Below are 20,656 nucleotides of genomic sequence, written 5' to 3' on the forward strand. Positions count from 1 at the left end.
TTATTCTCCTTGCTGTGATGGTAGTTCTAGACGTTGGCCTTTGCTCTGACGGAGCTTCTGACGTATTCCCCGCTGACCGCGCTCTTTCTCTTGCTCGGTGTATATCTCCAACTGACCCAGCGGCACATCGGGTGCGTGCACGATGCTTTGCAGCAGCACTTCAAAATAGTGCATCAGCCTTTCAATTGTCGCGGGCTTGAAGCTGTCCGTACTATAGTTGATGGTGCCCGTGAGTCCTTCTCCTTCCTCGTGCATAAAGAGGGCGAGCTCAAATTTGGTGGTGGCGCTGGCCGTTTCAATTTCGCTGATCTCAAGCTCCCCTTTGCCGTTCTCCTGCGCCTGCGGTGTGTTTTGGAGCACGAATAGGACCTGAGCCAGGGGCATGCGATTGGCGCTTCGCTCTGGCTGCAGCCTCTCGACCAGCATTTCAAATGGCGTATCCTGGTAGGTATAGGCTTCCAGGACAATCTCGTGTGTCTGCCGTAGCAGGGTGCGGAACGACTGATAGCTTTCTACCTGGCTGCGGATGATCAGGAGATTTACAAAGAAACCGATCAGACCCTCGACCTCCATCTGGTTGCGATTGGCGATATCTGTTCCAATCGCGATATCCGTTTGCCGGGTGATGCGTTGAAGCAATATCTGGAAGGCCGTGATCAGCGTCATGAACAGGGTTGCGCCCTCCTGACGTGTGAGTTCCACGAGATCGCGTGTCAACTGCTGCGACAGGGTGAATGTGTATCGCGCTCCTCGATAACTCTGCTTGTCCGGGCGTGGATGATCAAGGGGGAGTTCAATGGGTTGTACGCCATGGAGCTGTATCTCCCAGTAGCGTAGTTGCTGCTCTAAAACGTCTCCTTGCAACCACTGGCGCTGCCATCGGGCAAAGTCAGCGTACTGTATCGGAAGATCGGGTAGTGCCGCTGGCCGCCCTGCCGCGAAGCCCTGATACAACTGGCTGATCTCCTGCGAGAGAATGCCCATTGACCATGCATCAGCGATAATGTGGTGCATGGTTAGCAGGAATATGTGCTTATCCGCCCCGAGATGCAGCAGTGTTGTTCTGAGTAATGGACCCTGTGCCAGGTTAAATGGTCGATTCGCTTCCTGTTGGGCCAGTTGTTGTACCAGTATCTCCTGTTCGTGCCGTGGAGACCCGCTTAGATCAACGCTAACGAGATGAGGATACATGGTCGGCGCAACCTGCTGATACGGGTTGCCATTCTGCATGCCGAAGGTGGTGCGCAAGATCTCATGACGCTCAATGATGCTCTTCAGGCTCCGCAGCAGCGCCTGTACATGTAGGGGACCACGCAGACGTAACGCGGTCGGGATATTGTAGGCGGGACTCTTTGGTTCCAGCAGGTGCAGGAACCAGAGACGCTGTTGCGCGAAGGATAACGGCATGGCGTCCTGGCGAGGCTGTGGCACGAGTGGAGGCGTGCTTATGCCCTGCTTATGCCGTTGCGTCGCCTCTATATGTGAGGCTAGCGCCGAGATGTGTGGATATTTAAAGATATCGCTCAGGGGGAGTTCAATCTGGAAGAGTACGCGTATGCGCGAAACGAGCTGGGTGGCCAGCAGCGAATGGCCGCCCAGCGCGAAGAAGTTATCCTCAATACCAACCGTCGGGATCTGGAGCAGGCTGCAGTAGATGTTGGCGAGCGTCTCTTCGATAGGAGTACGTGGCGTGCCTACCTTTCTCTGTTCCCACTCGGCGCTGACTGGCGCGGGCAGTGCCTTGCGGTCAAGTTTGCCGTTGGAGGTCAGCGGCAGCTCTGAAAGCCACATCCAGCGCGCGGGCTGCATGGCAAGCGGCAAGCTGGCCTGGAGATACGTTTGTATCTCGCCAAGCCTTCTGAGCGTATCGATAGGCTCCATGTCACGTTCCGGGACCAGATAGGCGATCAACTGCGGATTGTGCTGGCTGTCGGGCTGCGTGGTAACGACGGCATCGCGCACCGCCGGATGGCGTTCCAACTGCTGCTCGATCTCGCCGAGTTCGATGCGCTGGCCACGGATCTTGACCTGGAAATCGAGGCGGCCCAGGTAGCTGAGCGTGCCATCCTCCAGCCAGCGCACACGGTCCCCGGTCCGGTAGAGGCGCGCCCCCGGCTGCTGGCTCAGCGGATCAGGCACGAAGCGCTCGGCGGTCAGGGCCGGACGCTCGGCGTAGCCGCGAGCCAGACCGATGCCACCCAGATAGAGCTCGCCCGGTACGCCGATGGGCAGCGGTCGCAGTCGCTCGTCAAGTACATAGACGCGCAGGTTGGCGATCGGTCGACCAATGGGGACCTCGCGCCGCAGGCTCTCAGGCTGACAGGTCCAGGCGGTCACATCGATGGCCGCCTCGGTGGGTCCGTACAGATTGTGCAGCCCGGCTCCCAGACGCGCGAAGAAGCGCTGCTGCAGCTCGAAGGAGAGGGCCTCCCCGCTGCAGATAACATCGCGCAGACTCTGACAATGGCTGACCTCAGGCTCCTGCAGGAAGACCGAGAGCATCGAGGGGACGAAGTGGCACAGACTTACTGCCTGCTGCCGGATCAGCGCGACCAGATAGGCGCTATCGCGCTGGCCCTCGGGGGCGGCCAGCAACAGACGAGCGCCGGCGAGCAAGGGCCAGAAGAACTCCCAGACGGAGACATCGAAGCTAAAGGGGGTCTTCTGCAGGACGCAATCGGTGGCATCGAGCTGGTAGCGTTGCTGCATCCAGAGCAGGCGGTTGAGCAGAGCCTGCTGGGTATTCATAGCCCCCTTGGGCAGGCCGGTGGAGCCGGAGGTGTAGATCATATAGGCCAGCTGCTCAGGATGGACGAGGGTGGGTAGGGGAGTGTCGGACTCCCCGTCGACCAGGATCCAGTCACGATCCAGGCACAGGCGTCGGCAGTCGGACGAAGGCAGCAGGGGGAGCAGAGGATGCTGGGTCAGCACAAGGGAGAGATGGGTATCCTCGATCAAGAAGCGCAGGCGCTCGGTGGGATAGTCGGGATCGAGGGGGACGTAGGCGCCACCGGCCTTGAGGACGGCGATGATGGCGATGACGAGTTCCAGGGAACGCTGCAGGCACAGACCGACGAGGCGGTCGGGACCGATGCCCTGGGCGCGCAGGAAGTGGGCGAGCTGATTGGAGCGGCGCTCCAGTTCCCCATAGCTGAGCTGCTGCTGCTCAAAGATCACGGCGATGCGATCCGGGTCGCGCGTACACTGCTGCTCAATCAACTGCTGCAGAGACTGCTCCGCTGCCCCATAATGGGTCGCTGTGTTGTTCCAATCATGGATGAGCAGAGCCTGCTCTCTCTCTTCCAGGAGAGAGATATCCTGAATGCATTGGCTGTCATCCGTTACCAGGGCTTCAAGGATACGCAACCAGTGCGCTACCATGCGTGCGATGAAGCCATCGTTGAAGAGATCGGTGTTGTATATCATCTGGCACGAAGCGCTTTGTGGTTGTGCCTGTATCTGTAAGGTGAGATCAAATTGCGCATGTGTCTCGGCCACCGGCAGGCCGCTGATCTCTACATCTACCAGCTTTTCACGCAACAGGTTATCTTGCTCCAGGGTAAACATAACCTGGAATAACGGCGACATAGTCAGGTCGCGCTCAGGTTGTAGTACCTCAACCAACTTCTCAAATGGTGTATCCTGGTTGCTATATGCCTCCAGGCATACTTTGCGGACGCGCTGCAGGATCTGCCTGCACGTTGGATTACCCGCCAGGTCGCCGCGCAAGACCAGCGTATTGCTGAAGAAGCCGATCAGCTCTTCGAGATCGCGTTCGCGCCGGTTGGCAATAGGTGTCCCAACAGTGATGTCTGTTTGCCCTGTATATCTGGTGAGCAGGATCTGGAAGGTTGCCAGCAGCGCCATGAAGAGCGTGATGCCCTCCGTCTTGCAGAGCCTGTCGAGTCGGGAATACAGCTGCGCTGGTATGTCTACCTGATACTGTGCGCCCCGATAGGTCTGCACCGTTGGTCTTGGACGATCCGTGGGTAGCTGTAAGGGAGAGACGCCTTGAAGCTGCGTCTTCCAGTAGGCCAGCTGTTTCTCCATTACCTCTCCCTCCAACCATTGCTGCTGCCAGATGGCGAAATCCGCGTATTGCAGGGGAAGGTCAGGAGTCGATGATGTGCGACCCTGTGCAAATGCCTGGTAATGCCTGATGAGTTCCTGCTCTAATATATCCATCGACCAGCCATCTGAGATAATGTGGTGCATGGTAAGCAGGAGGATATACTCCTCTTCTTGTAAGCAGAGCAGGGTTGCACGCAGCAGTGGACCCTGCGCGAGATCAAATGGCTGTAGCGCCTCCTGCTGTGCCAGTCTTTGGGCGATCACCAGGCTCTCGTCTTGTGGCAGGTGGCTGAGGTTAATCAAAGTACAGTATTGTGGGCTGGCCGCGTGAATGCGTTGTACAGGTTTTTCATTGACGGTCGGGAATGTTGTACGTACGATCTCGTGACGCCGCTGGATCTCTGTCAGGCTATGCTGCAATGCCAGGCGTTGCAGCCTGCCCTTGATGCGTACCGCGCCCGAGAGATTGTATGCGCTATTACCTGGTTTGAGCTGATCGAGGAACCAGATGCGCTGCTGGGCAAAGGAGAGTGGAACATCCTGACCGTGGGCTACCGGTGTTAATGGGACGCGTGCGCCAGCCGGTGCCCCCTGAATCCTCTGTGTGATCTGTTGTGCTAACTGTTCCACCGTTGGCGCCTCGAAGAGCAAGCGTAGCGGAATCTCAACCTCCAGTATTTCTTGCAGCCGTGTCATCAGCCGGGTCGCCAGCAGTGAGTGGCCGCCTGCTTCAAAAAAGTTGCTCTGGTGGTTGACCTGCGTAAGATTGAGCAGTTGGCTATACTGACTGGCGATAATCTCTTCGAGCTGTGTATAGGTTGCCTCCACCGGTTGGCTGCCGAGATCAGGCTGCTGGTCGGGAGCAGGGAGCACCCTTCGATCCACTTTCCCATTCGCCGTAAGTGGGAGCTGTTCCAGCTGTACAAAGTAGGCCGGAACCATATACTCGGGCAGCGTTTGGCGCAGGTGGTCTCGTAACTGCTGCGTCGCGATCGTGCTGTTGGGCTGAGCGATGACGTAGGCGACCAGGCGCTGGTCCGTCTCGCTGACTCGCCACAGGGAGACGACGGCCTCGCGCACGGTTGGATGCTGGACCAGTGCCGCCTCAATCTCTCCGATCTCGATGCGCAGGCCGCGTAGCTTGATCTGCTGATCGCCGCGCCCCAGGTATTCTAGCCGTCCGTTGGCTCGGTAGCGTACCACATCGCCGGTGCGGTAGAGGCGCTCCCCCGGTGTCGCGCTGAAGGGATCGGGCAGGAAGCGCTCGGCGGTCAGTCCCGCCTGCCGGAAATAGCCACGGGCCACGCCCTGGCCACCGATGAACAGCTCGCCGGGAACACCCGGTGGCACGAGCTGACCGGCGCGATCGAGCACATAGAGGGTGGTGTTGTCGAGTGGAGCACCCAGCGGGACCGGCGAGGTCCGCTCCAGCGCCGCCAGCCGGGCGGCGGCCGACCAGATGGTGGTCTCGGTTGGTCCGTACAGGTTCCACAGGGTGCGCGCCGGACGCAACTGGGAGGCCAGCGCCGGGGGAAAGGCTTCACCGCCGCAGAGCACCTGCAGGTCCGCATGCGGTCGCCAGTCGGTGGTGAGCAGGAGCTGCCAGGTGGTGGGGGTAGCCTGCATGATGGTGATGGCCTCTTCGTCCAGGTGCCGGGCCAGGGCGGCGCCATCGGAACTGAAGTGGCGAGGGGCCAGGGAGATCTGGGTTCCGCAGAGCAGGGGCAGGAAGATCTCCAGGGCGGCGATATCAAAAGAGATGCTGGTGATGGCCAGCCAGCGATCCTGCTCCTGCAACTGCAGACGAGGAAGCATTGCGGCCAGGAAATTGAGCAGGTTGTGCTGTGTGACCATGACGCCTTTGGGTCGCCCGGTGGAACCGGAGGTGTAGATGACATAGGCGAGCTGGTCAGGATGGAAGGCCACAGTGGACGTGAGGGGCAAGAGGTCGGCCTGCGGGTCCAGCAGTTGAGGCCAGAGCTGATCGAGGCACAGTGGCAGGCTGGCGTGATCGCCGACGAGGGGCAACAGGTCCTGCTGGGTCAGCAGGAGCAGAGGCCGGACCTCATCGAGGATGGTGCGCAGACGCTGTGCGGGATAGGAAGGATCGAGGGGCAGGTAAGCCGCGCCGGTTTTGAGGACGGCGAGCAGGGCCAGCAGGAGATCGGGTGAGCGCTGCAGGCAGAGGGGGATGCAGTGCTCGGGACCGATGCCGTGGCGCTGCAAGAAGGAGGCGAGCAGGTCAGCGCGGTGATCGAGTTCGGAGAAGGTGAGCAACTGATCCTGGAAGGAGAGCGCGACGCGATCGGGGTAGTGAGCCGCCTGCAGCGATAAGGCCTGGGGCAGCGAGAGTTGGGAGGAGGAAGGAACGGCGGAGTCGTTCCAGGTGTGCAGGAGCAACTGCAGCTCGCGTGGAGTGAGCAGAGGGAGTGCGCTCAGGGGAGAAGAGGGCCGGGCCACGATGCCCTCCAGCAAGACCTGCCAGTGTTCCAGCATGCCCGCGATCGTCTCGGCCGCGAAGAGATCGCTATTGTACTCGACCTCGCACAGCAGCCCCTCTTGCGTCTCGGTTGTTATCAACGTCAGATCGAATTTCGCGCTGGTGTATTCTTGCTCCAACATATCGATGTTAAGATCTATCGTACCCTGCGGCAGTGAATCGCTGGCCGTTGGTCGTGTGGTTTCCAGCATAAACATGACCTGGAAGAGCGGTGAGCGGCTCAGGTCGCGCTCGGGCTGTAGCGCCTCCACCAGTTTCTCAAAGGGCACATCCTGATGGGCGTATGCCTGCAGCGTTGTCTCACGCACACGCGCGAGCAGCTGACGGAAAGCGGGATCTCCAGCAAGGTCACTCCTCATGACCAGGGTATTGACAAAGAAGCCGATCAACTGTTCGAGCTCGGTGTGGGTGCGCCCCGCGATCGGTGTGCCGACCGCGATATCGTCCTGTCCACTATAGCGGGCCAGCAAGACCTGGAAGGCCGTCAGCAAGGTCATGAATAGCGTTGTTCCTTCACGTTGGCCCAGGGCTTTTAATTGATCGAGGAGGGATGGTTCCAGGAGCGCCCCCTGCCGTGATCCGCGAAACGTCTGGATAGCTGGACGCGGATAGTCCGTAGGCAGATCAAGGACCGCAAGATCCTGGAGCTGCTGCTTCCAATAGCGAACCTGTGCCTCCAGCACCTCTCCTTGCAGCCATCGTTGCTGCCAGAGAGCGAAGTCCGCGTACTGGACCGGAAGCTCTGGTAGCGCTACCTCCGCGCCTGCTATCAGCGCGGGATAGAGTTGGTAGATTTCGCGCAGGAAGATCTCCATCGACCAGCCATCTGAAATACTGTGGTGCATGGTAAATAGCAAGACATGTTTGCGTGCGCTTAAGCGCAATAGCCGGCTCCTGAAGAGTGGTCCTCGCGCCAGGTCGAAGGGCTGGTTCGCTTCTTGCGCGGCCAGGTGTCGCACGATAGCATCGTGGTGCTGCTGGGGGATCGCCTCCAGGTCGTGAACCGTGAGCTGATAGTCGTTTGCCTGTACTATAACCTGAATCGGCTCTCCTGCGTACATCTGGAAGGTTGTACGCAGGCTCTCGTGCCGTTGGATGATAGTGTAAAGGCTTTGCCGCATGGCTTGAACGTTGAACTCGCCCTGCAGCAGAACCGCAGCTGGAATATTGTAGCTGGTGCCTCCAGGCTCCAGTTGATCAAGGAACCAGAGCCGCCTTTGCGCGAAGGATAGCGGGATCGCCTCTTCTCTCTTTTCCGGAAGCAATGGCGGGAAGGTAGCGTGCCCTTCCTCGAAGCGTGTCTGCTGCACGCGCCGGGAGATGCTGGCAATGGTTGGCGCTTCAAAGATGCTGCGCAGAGGGATCTCGGCATCCAGGATGTGCCGTAGGCGTGCGACGATCTGGGTCGCCAGCAGTGAATGGCCACCGATCTCAAAGAAGTTTTCATCTTTGCCGATCTCCCCGCGTCCCAGAACCTCCTGGTAGATGCCTGTGATGACCTCTTCCAGGGGCGTGAGATGTTGATAGGTTGTCGAGGGAGATGTCTGATCAGTGCTATCCCACTCGTACGTGGCGAGCGCCTGGCGATCAATTTTCCCATTGGCGGTAAGCGGAAAAGCGGGCAAGATGACCAGCGATGAAGGCAGCATATACGCTGGCAGCAACATTTGCAAATAGCTTCGCAGGTCACTGCTGGTCAGCGGCACATCGTCCTGCTTGACGATGTAGGCGACCAGGCTTTTACGCTGCTGGCTATCCTCTCTTTCCAGCGCCAGGGCTGACTTTACCTCGGGATGCTGCATGATGACCGCTTCGATCTCCCCCAGTTCGATCCTGAAGCCGCGAATCTTTACTTGCTGATCCAGGCGTCCAAGAAATTCAATCTGTCCATCAGGTCGAAAACGCGCGAGATCTCCTGTACTATAGAGGCGTCCGCCCGGTTGCGCGCTAAATGGATTGGGGATAAATGCGCTGGCTGTACGTTCCGCCGCCCTGAGATAGCCTCGCCCCACTCCACTTCCCCCCACAAAGAGCTGTCCTGGTACCCCGATGGGCAATGGCTGCAACCGCTCATCGAGGATATAGATCTGGGTGTTGGCGATAGGGGTACCAATCGTGATGGTGCTTTCATCCGCTTCCGGCGCGTGGCGCAAGATGGCATGGGTGACGTCATCGGAACATTCGGTCGGACCATATGCGTTCACCAATGGCGTAAGCGCATTGCAGGCAAACCAGCGCCGGCAGAGATCGGGCGCGAGCGCTTCTCCGGTTACGAGGAGCCAGCGCAGCGCTGGCGCGTCCTGACTATCGTCCAAAAGCATGGCTAGCAGCGATGGTACTATTTCGAGTACCGTAATGCCATGTTCAATGCTATGCCGGCGTAACATCTGCGGATCCTGCGCCTGTTCATCACTGAAGATATGGACCTGCCCTCCCACCAGAAGCGACGCCCAGCATTGCCAGACCGAGATATCAAAGCTGTACGAGGCGGTCTGCGCCATGTAATCATTTTCCCGCAGGTCGAGGTCAGCGATCTTGGCTTGTAGATGGTTGAGCATGCCAGCCTGCGTGACCATCACCCCCTTTGGACGACCCGTGGAGCCGGAGGTGTAGATGATGTAGGCCAGTTGCTGTGGATTGTATGCTGGTTGCCGCCAGGAATCTGGCTGTGTGTCTTCTTCGTCGATCGCGATCACTGCCGTGAGCGTCTCCTGCGCCGCTTGTGCTATCTGCGCTTTCAGGTGTCCGGCGGTCAGGATGACGCCGGGCTGTGCCTCGCTGAGGATAGAGATAATGCGCTCCCCTGGATACGCCGGGTCGAGTGGGATATACGCGCCACCAGCCTGGAAAACGGCCAGCATGGCGATGACCATGGTGATCGAGCGCTCCATATAGAGGCAGACCAGGCCTTCTGGCCCAATCCCCTTCTGTTGGAGGCGGGCCGCCAGGCTTTCGGCGCGCTGGGCAAGCTCGGCATAGGTGATGTGCGCGTCCTGCTCGACCAGCGCGATGCGGTCAGGAGACTGGCGCAGGCGCGCCTGAAACAGCTGCACCAGGTTATCAGCGCCGTCGGGCGCGGTGCTGGTCCTGTTCCAATCGAGTAACAGTTGTTGGCGTTCCTCGCTCGTCAGGAGAGGCAGTTCTTGCAGGGTGTGCTCAGGATGGGCCACGACGGCGGCGAGCAGTGTTTGCCAGTGCCCGAGCAGGCGTGTAATGGTTGCCGCCTTGAAAAGATCGGTGTTGTATTCAATCTCACAGTAGAGACCAGCTTCCGTCTCCATGGCGGCCAGGGCCAGATCAAATTTGGTGGTGGTGTTCTCCTGATTCAGGACGTCTACCCGCAAGCCACGGAGCGGCTGTGTGTGTGGGGCAGGCTGCTGCAGGCTGAAGGCCACCTGGAACAAAGGTGAACGGCTAAGGTCCCGTTCTGGTTGCAGCTCTTCAACCAGTTTCTCAAACGGAACATCCTGATAGGCGTAGGCCTCAATGGCGATCTTGCGCACACGCTGAAGCGCCGCCTGGAAGGTCTGATTTCCCGCCAGATCGGTGCGCAGTACCAGCGTATTGACAAAGAAGCCGATTACCTGTTCAATCTCGGTCCGCGTCCGTCCCGCGATGTCGGTGCCAATCGCGATATCAGTCTGCTGGCAGTAGCGGGCCAGCAGGACTTTAAAGGCGGTGAGCAGCGTCATAAAGAGGGTTGCCCCTTCACGCCGACTGAGTTCTTTCAGCTTCTCCTGTAAAGCCGGGCTTAAGAGGATATGTTGATGCGCTCCATTAGTGCTCTGCAGCGCGGGTCGTGGATAGTCCAGTGGCAGATTGAGCACAGGGAGCGCGTGTAACTGCCGCTTCCAGTAGGCCATCTGGGCCGCCAGGATCTGTTGTTGCCGCTGGCTTTGCTGCCATACCGCATAGTCCGCGTAGTGTATCTTTAATGGAGGGAGCGGTGATGGTTCGCCAGCCGCGAAGGCATTATAGAGCTGGCTGATCTCTCTAAGGAGGATACCCATCGACCATGCATCGGAGATAATGTGGTGCATGCTGAGCAAGAGTATGTGCTCGCGCTGATGCAGGCGTAGCAAGGTGATGCGCACCAGTGGTCCCTGTGCCAGCGTGAATGGTTGCTGAACCTCTTGCCGCATGATCGTCTGGACCAGTAGCTCGTGCTCGCCAGACTGCATCTCCTCTAGATTGATCAGCGGCACGCTCAATGTCTGCGTGTCGGCTATGACCTGTACCGGTTGCTGCTCAATGACGGTGAAGGTGGTGCGCAGGCTCTCATGCCTATGTACCATTTCGTTACATGCTTTTTGCAGTGCGGTCAGCTCTAACGCCCCCTGGAGTTTGAGCGCCAATGCCATCGTATAAGCGGTGCTCTCTGGATCTAGTTGATCGAGGAACCACAGACGTTGCTGGGCAAAGGAGAGCGGAGGATGGTGTTGTCGAGAGACGGCTTTAATAGGAGGAGCCATCTCATCAGAATCATCGGCGCGCATCTCCTCAGCTGCGCTGAGCGCCAGGCCCATAATTGTTGGATCTTCAAAGAGGCTTCCCAGGGAGAGGTCAATCTGCAGGGCCTGGCGTAGACGGGCGATGAGCTGCATCGCCCGTAGCGAATGACCGCCGACCTCAAAGAAATTATCCTCGCGATCCGGATATTGCGTCCCCAGGATCTCGCACCATACACCGGCGATGATCTCTTCGATCCAGCCCTGGGGCGGCGTAATGTCAGACCGTCCCTGCTCGGCTTCGGTAGCGGATTCCCAATCGTGGTTGTGTTGCTCCTGATCAGGCGCAGGTAGCGCGCGTCGATCGATCTTCCCATTGGGGGTAAGCGGAAGGTTCTTCAGGGTGACGATGTGGCCTGGCTGCATAAAGGCTGGCAGCATCTCTTGTAGATAGGCGCGTAACTCTACCTGGGTAAGCGGCTGCTCTTGCTGGCCGACTATATACGCGATCAATGATGTGTCGTGGTGCTCATCGCTTTGCGCCACCACGGCGCAGCTCCGAATGGCCGGATGCTGCGCGATCACCGTTTCAATCTCGCCCAGCTCGACGCGTATACCGCGTATCTTGACCTGGTGATCTTCTCGTCCCGCCAGTTCGATGTTGCCATCGAGCAGATAGCGTGCCCTGTCGCCGGTGCGATAGAGGCGCGTACCCTCTTCTTTGCTGTAAGGATGGGGTATGAAGCTTTCAGCTGTAGTCGTTGGCTGGTGCAGATATCCACGTGCCAGTCCAGGACCACTGATATAGACGTCCCCATACACTTTGGCCGGCACCGGTTGCAGGTACCTGTCCAGAATATAGACCTGCATGTTGGCGATTGGCTGTCCCACTGTAATGGTTCCCTGTACCGTCTCCTGGATGCTAAACTGGTGATAGGTGGCCGTCATGGTGGTCTCGGTCGGGCCATACTGATTGACCAGACGTACATGTGGGGAGAAGATCGCGCTGGCTCGTTGAATATCGGTGGCGTACACAGCTTCGCCGCTCATCAATACCAGTTCTATATCGGGCAGTGGTCTTGCCTGTTGTTCCGCCACCTCCAGCAGCAAGCGCAGTACGGATGGCACGATGCTGGGGAGCGCGTTAATGTGATAGCTTTCGATCAGGTTCAGCATCTGCCTGGGTTCGAGGCCTCCTGTGTGTGGAGCCATGACGAGCCGCCCCCCGTAGCTGAGAGGGCCGAAGGTATCGCGGATCGATGCATCAAAGGCGTAGGATGCCAGTTGTAGCGCGATCGTCCAGGTCCCGAGCTTGTAAGCGGACCCCAGGAATGCCAGATAGTTGATGATGCCACGGTGATTGGCTTGAATACCTTTGGGTCTGCCGGTCGAACCGGAGGTATAGACGACGTATGCCAGCTGATCAGGCGAGATGCGCACCTGCGGCCTGGTGACCGGACAGCTGTCCCACCAGCGCTGTTCCCAGCACAGGATCGGGAGCGTTGTGGATACCGGCGGGCTGTATGCCTCATTCCCGGTGATCAGCAGGCGCGGCTGCGTCTGCTCGACGATATAGTGAAGCCGGGGAGTTGGTAAGCTGGGATCGAGCGCTACGTAGGCCGCGCCAGACTTTAAGATGGCCAGAATGGTGATCAGCAGTTCTGGTGAGCGTGGTAGACAGATGCCAACTATGCTTTCGGGCGCGAGCTTCTCATCTAGCAGGGCGTGGGCCAGCTGATTGGCCTGCTGGTCTAGTTGTTGATAGGTGAACTTTTCATCGCCGCACAGCAGCGCCAGCCGCTGCGGATGCGCCCTGGCTTGCGCTTCAAATAACTCGTGGAACCCGTGAATATCGGACACGTCCTGTTGTGTGTCGTTCCAGTACTCCAGAATCTGTGTCTGTTCAGCCGGGGAGAGGATGCTTAATTCTGAGATTCTACGTTCCGGGTGCGCGACAATATTCTGTAACAGGATGTGCCAGTGATGCAGCAGGCGTCGGATCGTGCTGTCCTCAAACAGGTTGGTGCTATACTGAATCTCGCAATCCAGACCAGAGTCTTCATCGACCAGGATCAGTGAGAGGTCGTACTTGGCGATGGCATACTCTTGCTCCAATTGCTCGATATTCAGTCCCACCAGTCCGGGCACGCTGGCTGCCTGGGGGGCATGTTGCACATTGAGGAGTACCTGGAAAAGCGGCGAACGACTGGGATCTCGCTCGGGTTGCAGCTCTTCCACTAATTTAACAAAGGGTACATCCTGGTGTGTATATGCTCCCAGTGCGACTTCACGCACGCGTAGCAAAAGCTCTTCGAACGTGGGATCACCGGAGAGGTCGCTGCGCATGACGAGCGTGTTGACGAAGAAACCGATCAAGCCATCAACTTCGGTACGTGTACGATTGGCAAAGGGCGTTCCGATGGCGATATCGCTCTGTCCGCTGTAGCGGGCGAGCAGGACCTGGAAGGCGGCTAAGAGTGTCATGAACAGAGTGCAGTTCTCGCGCCTACTGATCTCTGTCAGCTCATTACGCAAGCGTGCTGGCAGGCGCATATGTTGATGCTCGCCCTGGTAGGTCTGTATCGTCGGGCGCGCATGGTCGGTTGGCAGCTCCAGGGGGACGAGTCCTTTGAGATGCTGGGACCAGTAGTGCATCTGTTCGTCTATTACCTGTTGCTGTAGCCACTGCTGTTGCCAGAGGGCAAAATCAGCATATTGAATCGGTAACTCTGGGAGAGCGACTGGCGCGCCCGCCAGGAGTTGATTGTAGATAGCGCTAAACTCATCCGTGAAAATGCCCATCGAGACGGCATCCGTGACAATGTGATGCATGGTGAGTAGGAAGATATGCTCCTGGTCTGTCAGACGCAAGAGGTAGCTGCGCATCAAGGGGCCAGTGATAAGATTGAAGGGCTGCTGTCCCTCCTGGTGTAGTAAACGGTGCGCCTCCCGCTCCCGCTCCTCCTCAGGCAAGTGCTGTAGATCGAGCAGATGGAGATGGTGATGTGGCTGTGGATGAATAACCTGCGCTGGCTGACCGTTGTCTTGTTCGCGAAAGGTGGTGCGCAGCGTTTCATGGCGTTGCGCCAGTATCTGCAGGGTCCTGGTGAAGAGTTCCAGCTTCAACGTCCCGGTGAGCTTCATCACCAGTGGGATGTTGTATGTTGTGCTATCACCTTGCTCTAGTTGATCCATAAACCAGAGCCGCTGTTGGGCGAAGGACAGTGGCAGCACTTCTGGCCGTGGATGTGTGATGATTGGTGGAATCTCCTGTCTCTGCCCCTGCTTGAGCGCATCTTCAATATGCCGGGCCAGCCCCGCGATGGTGGGACTTTCAAAGAGGCTGTATTGGGGAATCTCTACCTGGAAGACAGCCTGCATCTGTGCCATTAACTGCGTTGATAGCAGGGAATGGCCGCCTTGCTCAAAGAAATTCTCGTGGATACCTGCCGACTCAAGATCTAATACTTTGCACCAGATGGGGAGGAGCAGTTCTTCGATCCAGGTGCAGGTCTGGGGTTCTGCTTCGTCCGCCTGTGTGTATACCTGATGTGGATTGGGCAAAGCTTTGCGATCGATCTTCCCGTTTGGAAGCAAGGGGAAGTGAGGGAGTGACACGATAAATGCCGGCGTCATATAATCGGGAAGCCTGCTTCGCAGATGGGCATGGATATCGGCATTGCTCAACCTTGATGACTCGGAGATGGTAACGTACGTGACCAGGCGTGGATCTCCTGGCACATCTTCACGGATCAGGGCGATACTCTGCTCAATATCCGCCAGTTCTCGCAGAGAGCTTTCAATCTCGCCTAATTCGATACGGTGGCCACGTAGTTTGACTTGGTGATCGTTGCGGCCCAGGAAATCAATCTTGCCATCGGCGAGATAACGCGCCCGATCACCGGTCTGGTACAGTCTGGCTCCACCTTCAGTGCTGAAAGGATCGGGCAGGAAGCGTTCGGCGGTCAGCCCCGGCTGCCGCCAGTAACCGCGTGCCAGGCCAATGCCGCTGATATAGAGATCGCCGGGCACCCCGATCGGCAGCGGGCGCATGTAGCGGTCCAAAATGTAGAGTCGCGTGTTGCTAATCGGTTTGCCGATGTCTAATTTGTGGATGTACTCGGATTGATACAGCGAGACGCTTGACCAGATGGTGGCCTCGGTCGGGCCATAGGCATTGAAGAAGCGTCGTCCACGGCCCCATCTTTGTATCAGTTCGGGCGCGCAGGCCTCGCCTGCTACCACCATATTGCTCAGCTTCGGCAGGGATTCATATGGCAGGTTGGCGAGGGACGATGGGGGAAGCGTAACGATCGTGATGGCGTACTTCTTGAGGGTCGCGAGCAGTTCTGGTCCCGGCAGCAGGTTACGTGGCTCATCCAGGCAGAGCACGCCCCCGGTCAACAGGGCCATAGAGATCTCGAAGACCGAGGCATCAAAGCTGAAGGAGGCAAACTGTAGTACGCGGCTCTCTTCCCCCACACTAAAAGTGGTCCTCTGGGCCTGGACTAGGTTGTTGATCCCTTGATGCGTGACTTGTGTTCCCTTGGGTCTGCCAGTCGAGCCGGAGGTATAGATCTGGTAGGCCGTCTGCTGCGCCGTGGCTTCCCAGTGGGGTATGGTCATTGGGTATTGGGCGATCGCCTGCCAGTCGCGATCCAGATGGATGGTCTGGCGCGTATACAGGGTACCCGCCAGCTGGCTGGTGAGATGATGCTGTGTTAGCAAGATCTCGATGCGGGCATCTTCCAGCATATATGCCAGGCGCTCTTCTGGATAGGTCGGATCGAGCGGTACATAGGCGCCCCCCGCTTTAAGGATGCCCAGCATACCGATGAGCATCTCGAAGGAGCGCTCAACACACAGGCCTACCAGGACTTCCGCTTTGACGCCGCGCTCACGAAGATGGTGTGCCAGTTGATTGGCGCGTCGATCAAGTTCAGCATAGGTCAGATGGCCCTCCTGCAATTGTAGCGCGACCTGATCTGGTCTCCGCTGCACCTGTTGCTCAAACAGGGTCTGCAGATGGATAGGGTGGGCCGCCGCGCTGTCCTGCGTGGCATTCCAGGTATGCAGGAGGAGCTCCCGCTCGGCCGTACCAAGCAGTGGCAGCGAGAAAACCTGTTGCTCCGGCTGCGTGACGATGCCTGCAAGTAACATATGCCAATGCTCCAGCAGGCGTTGAATGGTGTTGGCCTCAAAAAGATCGGTGTTGTAGATCGCCAGACAGTGGATGCCTTGCGCGGTCTCCGTCAGCTCTAAGGTGAGATCGACCCTGGCCGTGGTATGTGGTGATTCCAGGAAATCTATTTGCAGTTCTGCGATAGTCTCTGTGGCATGCGGTGTGTTCTGTAGAACGAACGCGACCTGAAATAATGGTGAGCGATTGATGCTGCGTTCCGGTTGTAGCTCTTCGACCAGTTTCTCGAAGGGGATATCCTGGTGGGCGTAGGCGCCCAGTGCCGTTGCGCGTACCTGCTGCAGAAGCTGTGTGAAGGTAGGATTATGAGAGAGGTCGCCGCGCATGACCAGGATATTGATAAAAAAGCCGATCAGGGCTTCTATCTCTGGCCGGGTACGATTGGCAATCGGGGTGCCAACAGCGATATCCACCTGGTTGCTGTAGCGGGCCAGCAAGACCTGGAAGGCCGCCAGCAGGGTCATGTAGAGGGTGACGTTATGGCGCTGGCTGAGGTCTTGCAGCTGCCTGTATAAAGTGAGTGGCAGCCAGCGTTCCTGGTAGGCCCCATGATAGTTCTGGATGGCTGGTCGAGCATGATCAACCGGTAGCTCCAGCGGCTCCACCCCGCGCAGCTGCTCTTCCCAGTAGTGTAGTTGCTGATCGAGTATCTTGCCTTTGAACCATTGCTGTTGCCAGAGAGCGAAATCGGCATATTGAATGGGCAGATCGGCCAGGGGTGAGGGTTGATTGCTCTGTAAGGCATTATAAAGCTGCCCCACTTCCTGGACGAAGATATCCATGGACCAGCCATCGGTAATGATGTGGTGAATGGTGAGTAAGAAGATATGCTCGTGCGGACCGATCCGTAGCAGTGTCATGCGCAAGAGGGGTCCTGTCGCCAGGTTAAATGACTGCTGAGCTTCAAGCAGGCTCTGTTGCTGGACTTCCTGCTCGACCAGCTCTTCCGGCAGATTGACCATGTCTACTAGCCGGAGCCGGGCCGGAATCTGCTCCAGGATGAGCTGGAGTGGCTGTCCATTGGCCTGCGGGAAGATGGTGCGCAGGCTCTCGTGCCGCTGGATGACTCTAGCCAGACTCTTTTCCAGGAGCGCCACCTGGAGTGGACCACGCAGGCGTACGGTGATGGGGGTGTTATAGGTGATACTGCCCGGTTCCAGCTGGTCGAGGAACCAGAGGCGCTGCTGCGCGAAGGAGAGCGGCAGTGGCTGCTGACGATCCACTGCTACAATCGGGGGTTCCTGCAGGCCGCTGGCTTTGCGCCGCAGCTCTTGCTCGATGGCGCGGGCTTGCGTGCTGATCGTAGGATGCTCAAAAAGGAGCCTCAGTGGTAGCTCCAATTGCAGCAGCGTGCGTAAACGGGCAAGTAGTTGTGTGGCGATGAGCGAGTGGCCGCCGAGCGCGAAGAAATCTTCGTGGATGCCGATGCCGCCTTTGCCGAGGACCTCGCTCCACACGCCTGCGACGAGCTGCTCAATAGGACTCTGCGGCGCCTGGTACGCTTGCGTCGATTCAGTTGTGCTTGCTGGAGCCTGGACGGTTGGGATCTCTTGTTCTGCAATCAGCTGATGGAGCGCCTGGATGCTCTGCTCGGGCTGGCTGGCGATGAGCTCCAGGACGCGCTGCATGTGCTGAACGATCTGTGTCGCGCCCTGTCCTGTGAAGCGGGTCGTATTATAGATGCAGGTGATCTCCATCGTCTCGCCGACTGTGACCAGGAAGGTCAGCGCGTAGCTGGTCTGTGCACCCCTGGCTTGTGTGTTGGTGATCGTCAGCTGCGCATCTGCTTGCGCTACCTGCTCGATCTCCATTGGATAGTTCTCCACCACCAGCAAGCTCTCGTAGAGGGGGAGCTGGCCGGGCAGCTCGCTCCATAGATGGACCTGGCCAGCCGGGCTATACTCATAGTTGTGCAGTTCCAGATTCTCCTGCTGGATGCGTTCCAGCCAGGGCCAGAGCATGCTGGTCTCCGCCATCTTTATGCGTAGCGGCAAGGTATTGATGCACAGTCCGACCATCGACTCGACGCCTGCCAGCGTGCTTGGACGGCCAGCCACGGTGATGCCAAAGACGATATCCTCGCTGCCACTGTAGCGGTTGAGTAGCAGCGCCCACATCCCCTGTAGCAGCGTATTGATGGTGATATGGTGCTGCCGCGCCTGTTGCTGTATCCTGCTGGAGATGGCGGTTGGTAGCCTCAGGGTGACGGTGCCGGATGGTTCCTCCGGGATCTCCGTCACGGAGTGAGCGCCGCTCTTTCCCAGCGGAGTTGGGGCAGTGAAGCCCTGGAGCGTCTGACGCCAGTATCGCTCGGCGGACGCATTATCCTGTTGTTTCAACCAGGCGATATAGTCTTTATACTGGCGCACCGGGGGGAGCTGAATGGGCTGACCGGCGCATATGGCCTGGTAGCAGGTAAAGATTTCTTGCTGGATGAATGCATAGCACCAGCCGTCCATTAAGATATGATGCGAGGTCCAGACTACCTGATACTGCTCCTCCCCTGTGCGAAAGAGCGCGATCCGCATCAAAGGAGCCTGGGACAACACAAATCCCCTCTGACGGTCTTCTTGGAGGTAGGTCTGCAGGGCGGCCTCCTGTTCCGTCTGCGTGCGGTCGCGCCAATCGTGCTGGTCCAGCGTAAAGGCGACCTGGCGTTGCGTTACCTGTAGCGGTTCCGCCTGATTTTTCCACACAAAACTGGTGCGCAGCATGGTATGGCGATCTATGACTCGTTGCCATGCCTGCTCGAAGGCCGCAATATGTAATTGACCAGTGATGCTATAGATCGATTGTTCGATATGGATGCCCGAATGGGCGGCATAGATAGTTTCATATAACATCCCTTGCTGAGCCGGCGAGAGTGAAAAAATGTTTTCTATCTGTTTTTTATTCAAGATCTTATCCTCTTTATCTTTTTACTATTCACCCAGGTCAATTTCTTCAAAGATTTGTTCGAGCTGTTCTGATGTGAGCTGTACCTCCTGAAAATCAGATGGTGTGTAGCCGCCTGCCTCTGGAGATTGACAGTGCGTGATCAATGCTCGCAACGCCTCGATATAGGTATTGGCGAGTTCTTCTATCGTTGTCTTCTGATAGGTATTGGCGCTATATTCCCAGGCAATCGTAAACGTGTCATCATTGATCTGGGCGTTTATCTCTAGCAGATGTGTGCGTCTCTCCTGTGGATGGTTCAAGGCGCCTGTCGCCAGGCTGGTCATGGTGGATGGCTGCTCTGCTTCCGCGTTTCTGGTGCCAAACTGGCCGAGATAGTTAAAGAGCAACTCCGCCTGTGGCTGCTGCTGAAGCTGTCGTGTGTTCTCATCCTGGCTGAGGTAGCGCAGTATGCCATAGCCGATGCCGTGCTGCGGGATGGAGCGATAGCCCTCTTTAATGGCCGTGATCGCATCCTTGTTTCCTGTGGTCCCGGTGAGATCTAATGTGACCGGGAATAGGGAGGTGAACCAGCCCACGGTACGGGAGATGTCGATATCGGAGAAAAGCTCTTCGCGACCATGTCCCTCTGTCTCAATCAGGTGTCTATACCTTCCTGTCCAGTGCCGCAACGTCTGGGCCAGCGCGGTCAGGAGTATCTCCTGAATATGGGTGTGATAGACCGGTGGTACGTCTTCAAGCAGGGTCCTGGTCTCCTGCGCGGTGAGGGCCGCTGTGACGGTACGTAGCGACGCATAATCATTGGCGGCCACGGCGACCGCGAAATCCGTTGGCAATGGGAGGATCGGCTGCCGGTGCTGCAGCCAGTAAGCGCATTCAGCCAGCAACTGTGGCGCTTGCGCATAACTAACCAGGCGCTCCGCCCAGGCTTTTAGCGAGGAGGACTTCGCGGGCAGCTGTATGGCTTGCCCGCTCTGGATCTGCTGGCAGATGGTCTGTAGATCCTCCAGCAGGATGCGCCAGGAGACGCCGTCGATGACCAGGTGATGAATGATGATGAGCAGGTGGTTGTCGTGCTGCATCTGCTGATAGTCAAAGAAGAGGATGCGTAGCAGGGGACCTCGCTCAAGGTCCAGGCTTGCCTGAGCCAGGGTCGCCTGCTCTGTGATGGCTAGCTCCCTTTCTGCGGGCGTCAGCGCGGCCAGTTGAATGTGTGCAAAGGAACTGTGGATATCCTGTGAACCCTCTGGGATGTGCTGTCGCCATCCCTGTTCGCTATGGGTATAGCTAGCCCGCAGGGCATCGTGGTGCTCTAATAGCCTGCCCCATGCCTGCTCCAACAGTTCGGCCGTGATGTCGGACGGTATCTCCAGGAGACGCTCCTGATTCCAGTGCGCGGGATGCTCGAAGTGGTGCGCGAAGAACCAGTGCTGAATTGGTGTGAGTTCGACCGGTCCATGAGCAGGTCCCTCGTCCACTGAGGCTACTGGCGCGCTCTCAACGACCTGGCTCAACTCCGCGATCGTTTGATATTGAAAGAGC

Annotated in this window: 1 protein-coding gene and 1 pseudogene (1 of these 2 running past the window's edge); both read right to left on the minus strand. The window is 57.9% G+C overall.

The features are described 5' to 3' along the window. On the minus strand, positions 1 to 17,826 hold the full coding sequence (locus EL633_RS19150) for a non-ribosomal peptide synthase/polyketide synthase (protein WP_371865564.1): 17,826 nt from the start codon (positions 17,824 to 17,826) through the stop codon (positions 1 to 3). After that, positions 17,800 to 20,656 (minus strand): annotated as a pseudogene (locus EL633_RS19155) (non-ribosomal peptide synthase/polyketide synthase); its annotated part runs 12,797 nt beyond the window's last position; the annotation flags it as partial. The gene EL633_RS19150 and the pseudogene EL633_RS19155, both read right to left, overlap by 27 nt.

The sequence above is a fragment of the Dictyobacter alpinus genome (assembly GCF_003967575.1).
Taxonomy (GTDB): domain Bacteria; phylum Chloroflexota; class Ktedonobacteria; order Ktedonobacterales; family Ktedonobacteraceae; genus Dictyobacter; species Dictyobacter alpinus.